General features: G+C 51.6%; 5 protein-coding genes and 2 pseudogenes. 1 reads left to right on the forward strand and 6 read right to left on the reverse strand.

The window, feature by feature from the left end; all coding sequences use genetic code 11:
• Window positions 1–223: pseudogene (locus K5Q92_RS23130) on the reverse strand (IS4 family transposase); the annotation flags it as partial.
• A gap of 104 nt (window positions 224–327) precedes the next feature.
• Here K5Q92_RS23130 and K5Q92_RS23135 point away from each other — a divergent pair.
• Window positions 328–2,577: pseudogene (locus K5Q92_RS23135) on the forward strand (Tn3-like element ISKox2 family transposase); the annotation flags it as partial.
• 52 nt (window positions 2,578–2,629) lie between these two features.
• On the opposite strand, the gene K5Q92_RS23140 reads toward K5Q92_RS23135, so the two are convergent.
• From K5Q92_RS23140 to K5Q92_RS23160, 5 genes are all read right to left on the reverse strand, one after another.
• Window positions 2,630–3,175 carry a recombinase family protein gene (locus K5Q92_RS23140; RefSeq protein ID WP_109376060.1) on the reverse strand — a complete coding sequence of 182 codons (546 nt, stop codon included), beginning with the start codon at window positions 3,173–3,175 and terminating at the stop codon, window positions 2,630–2,632.
• Between the two features lie 291 nt (window positions 3,176–3,466).
• The gene (locus tag K5Q92_RS23145; RefSeq protein ID WP_001389365.1) at window positions 3,467–4,231 is read right to left on the reverse strand and encodes an IS6-like element IS6100 family transposase; all 765 of its coding nucleotides are present in this window, start codon (window positions 4,229–4,231) and stop codon (window positions 3,467–3,469) included.
• Between the two features lie 506 nt (window positions 4,232–4,737).
• Window positions 4,738–5,238 (reverse strand): GNAT family N-acetyltransferase, encoded by a 501-nt coding sequence (locus K5Q92_RS23150; protein ID WP_000376623.1) that lies wholly within the window; start codon window positions 5,236–5,238, stop codon window positions 4,738–4,740.
• Between the two features lie 127 nt (window positions 5,239–5,365).
• Window positions 5,366–6,205: a sulfonamide-resistant dihydropteroate synthase Sul1 gene (sul1, locus tag K5Q92_RS23155; protein WP_000259031.1), complete on the reverse strand. Its 840-nt coding sequence runs from the start codon at window positions 6,203–6,205 to the stop codon at window positions 5,366–5,368.
• The gene (locus K5Q92_RS23160) at window positions 6,199–6,546 is read right to left on the reverse strand and encodes a quaternary ammonium compound efflux SMR transporter QacE delta 1 (RefSeq protein WP_000679427.1); all 348 of its coding nucleotides are present in this window, start codon (window positions 6,544–6,546) and stop codon (window positions 6,199–6,201) included. The genes sul1 and K5Q92_RS23160 overlap by 7 nt, the downstream gene beginning before the upstream one ends.
• Between the last annotated feature and the right edge of the window lie 264 nt (window positions 6,547–6,810).

A 6,810-nucleotide genomic window follows, 5' to 3' on the forward strand; every position in this document is an offset into this window, starting at 1 on the left:
GTCGCTCTTTGTGGAGGTGACGATTACCTAACAATCGGTCGATTCGTTTGATGTTATGTTTTGTTCTCGCTTTGGTTGGCAGGTTACGGCCAAGTTCGGTAAGAGTGAGAGTTTTACAGTCAAGTAATGCGTGGCAAGCCAACGTTAAGCTGTTGAGTCGTTTTAAGTGTAATTCGGGGCAGAATTGGTAAAGAGAGTCGTGTAAAATATCGAGTTCGCACATCTTGTTGTCTGATTATTGATTTTTCGCGAAACCATTTGATCATATGACAAGATGTGTATCCACCTTAACTTAATGATTTTTACCAAAATCATTAGGGGATTCATCAGGGCTTAGCCTTATCGTCTAAAAACCAACAACACTTCGGTGAAATGGTGGATTATTATGGCAGTAAACTAAAACGCTTTAAGCGTCCACAGCAACACCTATGGTTGCTGTGTTTTCTGACTCAACGCATACGGCAAAGCCTAGAGCGATTGGCTGATGGGTTTATTCATCATATCCGTAAACAACAAGAAGCTGCGCATGCGTTTGCCCAACAGGCAGTGTTTGACTCATGGAGGTCAGCTGCAGACAATGTCACCAAAGCCGCAGAATTACTGCATCTGTTTGTTGATGACAGTATCGACGATAATCAACCATTTGCAACGGTTAGGCAACAAGCATTAAGTGTAATGAATAACCAAGATATAGAAACGCTATGCCTGTACTTAAAAAAGCAAAAACGCACGGTAGAAGAATATCAATGGCAATATTATGATGATCAAAACGGGTTAATTGAGCAGTTATTAAGGCCCGTGTTTCTATGTCTTGAATGCCAAGCAGGTAAAGGCTCAGAAGCATTAGTGACCCAGCTCAAAACCACAAAAACAGAACTATTAGCAGGTAATACATTGCAAACAATGGATAGTACACTTATCCAACAAAAACATCGTCCATGGTTAATTAACAAGGATGTTGTTCATCCACAGCGATACGAATGGTTGCTTTACCGTCAACTGGCTTCTCGGCTTAATGGTCGAATTTACTTATCAAACGTCACTAAATATCGTGCGCTAGAAGACGACTTAATTGCATCGTCAATACAGCCTGATCTATTGGCATCATCAACATTGGAAAAGCTAAAGCAGCCGATTCAGAAGCTACTGCAAGTAAAACAAATACGCTTAACAACATCCCTAGAAGATGTTGCTCGTCACATTGATAATGGTGATAACCGCAATGTGATCATGAAGAGCCGAAGTGGCACACGATGGCGACTGCCAGTTAAAGGCTCCCAATCACTTGTCAACAACCCTTTCTTTAAACAAATGATCCCCGTCAGTATTGCTGATGTGTTGCGTTATGTTGAACAAGAAACCAACTTTATGCAATGCTTCGCACACGTGCTGCCAATACAAAAACAAGTAGGCGCCAATCAGGATGATTTATTGGCTATTCTAATTGCGAATGCGACACATCGCGGCGTATATGGGATGGCACAAATATCTGATCGCAGTTATGAGCATCTAAGCACTATACAAGCTAATTATATTAGGCCTGAAACCTTGCAAGAGGCTAGTGATATCATCAATAACGCAGTAGCGGCACTCCCTATTTTCCGCCACTATCACATCCAAGAAGACGTCCTGCACGCCAGTACCGATGGGCAAAAATTTGAAACTCACCTTGAGACTTTTAAAACTCGCTACTCCTCGAAATACTTCGGCACCAACAAAGGTATTACGGCCATGACGTTAGTTGCCAATCATAGTGCGTTAAATGCCCGTATCATAGGATCTAATGAGCATGAGTCCCATTATATTTACGACTTACTACAATCTAATACTAGTGATCTTAAGCCAGATGTCCTCTCAACCGACACCCATGGTGTTAATCATGTTAATTATGCCTTATTGGATTTATGCGGTTATAGTTTTGCGCCTAGGTATGCTCAGTTCACCAGTGTGATCAATGACCTATTTAACGTAACTGAAAGCGACGACGGAAACACGCATCTGGCGCTGAAAAAGCCGATAAAAATGAATGTGATTGAAGAAGGCTGGCAGGATATTCAGCGTATTGTGTTATCCCTTCAAGAAAAACGCACAACACAGGCATTGCTAGTACGCAAATTATCTGGTTATCCATCTAGACACCCTATATTACAAGCATTAACGGAATATAATAGGCTCATCAAAGCCCAATATTTACTTGATTATATTGATGATGCAAGTCTGCGCCAATATGTTCAACGAGCACTGAACCGAGGCGAAGCCTGGCATTTCCTCAGGCGAGCTATTGCATCGGTCAATCGTGACCAGTTCCGTGGAAAAAACGAATCAGAAATAGTCGTCTGGAACGAGTGTGCCCGTTTGACGGCAAATGCTATTATCTACTTTAACTCGATGATCCTAAGTCATCTATTACTGCACTTTGAAGAAGTTGGTGACGAGGAAAAAGCAGCAATAACTCGACAAGTATCACCCGTTGCATGGCAGAACATTAATCTGAGCGGCACTTATCAGTTCGCTAGTAACCGCAAACTACCTGATTTACAGGAAATAACTAGGCCTATTGTTGAAAATGAAGTCTAAAATGAAAGGTAACCCAGCTCCACAAGCCATTAACTGCGAGGGTTGTGGCGATTTATGTTACTTTAGAGGGGAAAATCCCTAGAACCCCAAAGTGTTTTGCAACTTCAGCTTTCGTTATCTCTACATCCGACAGCATGGCCCTTGCCTTCCTGGCGTCTTCATCTGACATGGCCAAGGGTCGCCCACCGCGTCGCCCTCTTGCCCTTGCTGCCTCCAACCCGGCCCGTGTGCGCTCTTGCAGTCGTGCGCGTTCGTATTCAGCCAAGGCCGCAAACACATGGAACACTAGAGCCCCGTTCGCCGTTGTGGTGTCTATGTCTGATTGGGTTAGGGAGCGGAACCCGATCCCCTGGCGCTTCAACGAGCTGACTATCTCGATCAGGTCTTTGATGCTCCTTCCCAGTCGGTCTAAGTGCCACACAATCAACGTATCCCCTTCCCTCAAGGTATCTAGGCACCGTTCAAGCTCTGGGCGTTCTGTGCTGGCCCCTGATAGCTTCTCAACGTAAACGCGCTGACACCCGGCCTTGTCCAGGGCGTCCAGTTGCAGCGCCGTTTCTTGCTTGTCCCTTGATACCCTGGCGTAACCTATCAGCATGTAACCTCCAAAAAACGCGCCTTTTCTTTCCTTGATATTTTGACGGGTTATTTTACGTGAAAAGCGGCAGGATCGGGGAGGTGGCTGTCATTTTCAGAAGACGACTGCACCAGTTGATTGGGCGTAATGGCTGTTGTGCAGCCAGCTCCTGACAGTTCAATATCAGAAGTGATCTGCACCAATCTCGACTATGCTCAATACTCGTGTGCACCAAAGCGAGGTGAGCATGGCGACGGAGGCTCTGTTGCAAAGATTGGCGGCAGTCAGAGGTAGGCTGTCGCTCTGCGCCGATCAGGCGGCTGCTGCGAAATGGTGGTTGAGCATGCCCATGGCCTCCGTCAGCGCCGAGGGCCCAATGCCAAAAGCTCTCTCCACAAGGCGCACCTCGCCCCTGATGCCGGGCTGCAGGCACCAGGGGCGAGCCTGTCCTTTGCGCAGGGCTCGCATGACTTCGAATCCCTTGATCGTGGCATAGGCCGTGGGGATCGATTTGAAACCGCGCACCGGCTTGATCAGTATCTTGAGCTTTCCGTGATCGGCCTCGATCACGTTATTGAGATACTTCACCTGCCGGTGGGCCGTCTCCCGGTCCAGCTTTCCTTCGCGCTTCAATTCGGTGATCGCTGCACCATAGCTCGGCGCTTTGTCGGTATTGAGCGTGGCAGGCTTTTCCCAGTGCTTCAGGCCTCGCAGGGCCTTGCCCAGGAACCGCTTCGCTGCCTTGGCGCTGCGGGTCGGCGACAGGTAGAAATCGATCGTGTCGCCCCGCTTGTCGACTGCCCGGTACAGGTAGGTCCACTTGCCCCGCACCTTGACGTAGGTTTCATCCAGGCGCCAGCTCGGATCAAAGCCACGCCGCCAGAACCAGCGCAGCCGCTTCTCCATCTCCGGGGCGTAGCACTGGACCCAGCGATAGATCGTCGTATGGTCGACCGAAATGCCGCGTTCCGCCAGCATTTCCTCAAGGTCGCGATAGCTGATCGGATAGCGACAATACCAGCGCACCGCCCACAGGATCACATCACCCTGGAAATGGCGCCACTTGAAATCCGTCATCGTTCCGTCCGTCCAATCTCCGCCAAGCATGCTCAAGCTTCACGATTTTTGCAACAGAGCCCACACGAGTATTGAGCATAGTCGAGATTGGTGCAGATCACTTCTGATATTGAACTGTCAGGAGCTGGCTGCACAACAGCCATTACGCCCAATCAACTGGTGCAGTCGTCTTCTGAAAATGACATTTGGTATCTCTCATAAACGGATGTTTTTGAGAGAACTATCTTCGGCCTTCACACGCACGAAAGGCGGCGAAGCTCCGCCGTTAATCCGTCCGCCGGAGATCTCGCCCAGGCAGGCTGAAGGCCGAGCAAGCCTGACAGGCCCGAAAAGCCCGGCACGGGCGTCGGCGGCGATGACGGCGGCGGCATTATCCAGGGTTGATGATGGAAGTGGAGGATATCGACAACCTCTCGCGCAACCAAGACATCGCGGTCGGACTGCAAGTGATCTTGAAGCCACGGGCCCGTCCCACCCCGACATGGACCTCGATGCCCGAACGGACGTTAGATTTCGAGTTCTAGGCGTTCTGCGATGAAGGTTGGATCCCAGCCGGGATTGAAAGTGTCGACGTGGGTGAATCCGAGCCGCTCGTATAGGCCACGCAGGTTCGGGTGGCAGTCGAGCCGCAGCTTGGCGCACCCCTGCGTTCGCGCGGCATGGCGGCAAGCCTCGATCAGCGCGGAGCTGACACCCCGGCCCGCATGTGTCCGTCGCACCGCGAGCTTGTGCAGATATGCGGCCTCCCCCTTGAGGGCGTCGGGCCAGAACTCGGGATCCTCGGCCGACAAGGTGCAACAGCCGACGATGCCGTCGCTGCAACTCGCGACTAGGAGCTCGGATCTCAGGACGAAGGTCTCCGCGAATGTCCGGTCGATCCGCGCGACGTCCCAGGCGGGCGTTCCCTTGGCGGACATCCACGCCGCAGCGTCGTGCATCAGCCGCACAACCTCGTCGATATCACCCGAGCAGGCGACCCGAACGTTCGGAGGCTCCTCGCTGTCCATTCGCTCCCCTGGCGCGGTATGAACCGCCGCCTCATAGTGCAGTTTGATCCTGACGAGCCCAGCATGTCTGCGCCCACCTTCGCGGAACCTGACCAGGGTCCGCTAGCGGGCGGCCGGAAGGTGAATGCTAGGCATGATCTAACCCTCGGTCTCTGGCGTCGCGACTGCGAAATTTCGCGAGGGTTTCCGAGAAGGTGATTGCGCTTCGCAGATCTCCAGGCGCGTGGGTGCGGACGTAGTCAGCGCCATTGCCGATCGCGTGAAGTTCCGCCGCAAGGCTCGCTGGACCCAGATCCTTTACAGGAAGGCCAACGGTGGCGCCCAAGAAGGATTTCCGCGACACCGAGACCAATAGCGGAAGCCCCAACGCCGACTTCAGCTTTTGAAGGTTCGACAGCACGTGCAGCGATGTTTCCGGTGCGGGGCTCAAGAAAAATCCCATCCCCGGATCGAGGATGAGCCGGTCGGCAGCGACCCCGCTCCGTCGCAAGGCGGAAACCCGCGCCTCGAAGAACCGCACAATCTCGTCGAGCGCGTCTTCGGGTCGAAGGTGACCGGTGCGGGTGGCGATGCCATCCCGCTGCGCTGAGTGCATAACCACCAGCCTGCAGTCCGCCTCAGCAATATCGGGATAGAGCGCAGGGTCAGGAAATCCTTGGATATCGTTCAGGTAGCCCACGCCGCGCTTGAGCGCATAGCGCTGGGTTTCCGGTTGGAAGCTGTCGATTGAAACACGGTGCATCTGATCGGACAGGGCGTCTAAGAGCGGCGCAATACGTCTGATCTCATCGGCCGGCGATACAGGCCTCGCGTCCGGATGGCTGGCGGCCGGTCCGACATCCACGACGTCTGATCCGACTCGCAGCATTTCGATCGCCGCGGTGACAGCGCCGGCGGGGTCTAGCCGCCGGCTCTCATCGAAGAAGGAGTCCTCGGTGAGATTCAGAATGCCGAACACCGTCACCATGGCGTCGGCCTCCGCAGCGACTTCCACGATGGGGATCGGGCGAGCAAAAAGGCAGCAATTATGAGCCCCATACCTACAAAGCCCCACGCATCAAGCTTTTGCCCATGAAGCAACCAGGCAATGGCTGTAATTATGACGACGCCGAGTCCCGACCAGACTGCATAAGCAACACCGACAGGGATGGATTTCAGAACCAGAGAAAGAAAATAAAATGCGATGCCATAACCGATTATGACAACGGCGGAAGGGGCAAGCTTAGTAAAGCCCTCGCTAGATTTTAATGCGGATGTTGCGATTACTTCGCCAACTATTGCGATAACAAGAAAAAGCCAGCCTTTCATGATATATCTCCCAATTTGTGTAGGGCTTATTATGCACGCTTAAAAATAATAAAAGCAGACTTGACCTGATAGTTTGGCTGTGAGCAATTATGTGCTTAGTGCATCTAACTTTGTTTTAGGGCGACTGCCCTGCTCCCGTCTTATTCACGAGCCTTGACCTAAAATAAAGAAGGCGAGTGGTTTATCCTTTAAAATCAATATGTTCGGCAAGAACTTGATTAGAGGGGGCCACTCGCCATGGGTGAAACACTACCAAGTTCCCAT

The organism is Shewanella sp. MBTL60-007 (assembly GCF_019654915.1).
Taxonomy (GTDB): domain Bacteria; phylum Pseudomonadota; class Gammaproteobacteria; order Enterobacterales; family Shewanellaceae; genus Shewanella.

Bases quoted from the DNA above. Each gene is read 5' to 3' on its own strand.
- K5Q92_RS23140 (WP_109376060.1), bottom strand. From the start codon at position 3,175: ATGCTGATAGGTTACGCCAGGGTATCAAGGGACAAGCAAGAAACGGCG.
- K5Q92_RS23145 (WP_001389365.1), bottom strand. From the start codon at position 4,231: ATGACGGATTTCAAGTGGCGCCATTTCCAGGGTGATGTGATCCTGTGG.
- K5Q92_RS23150 (WP_000376623.1), bottom strand. From the start codon at position 5,238: ATGGACAGCGAGGAGCCTCCGAACGTTCGGGTCGCCTGCTCGGGTGAT.
- sul1 (WP_000259031.1), bottom strand. From the start codon at position 6,205: ATGGTGACGGTGTTCGGCATTCTGAATCTCACCGAGGACTCCTTCTTC.
- K5Q92_RS23160 (WP_000679427.1), bottom strand. From the start codon at position 6,546: ATGAAAGGCTGGCTTTTTCTTGTTATCGCAATAGTTGGCGAAGTAATC.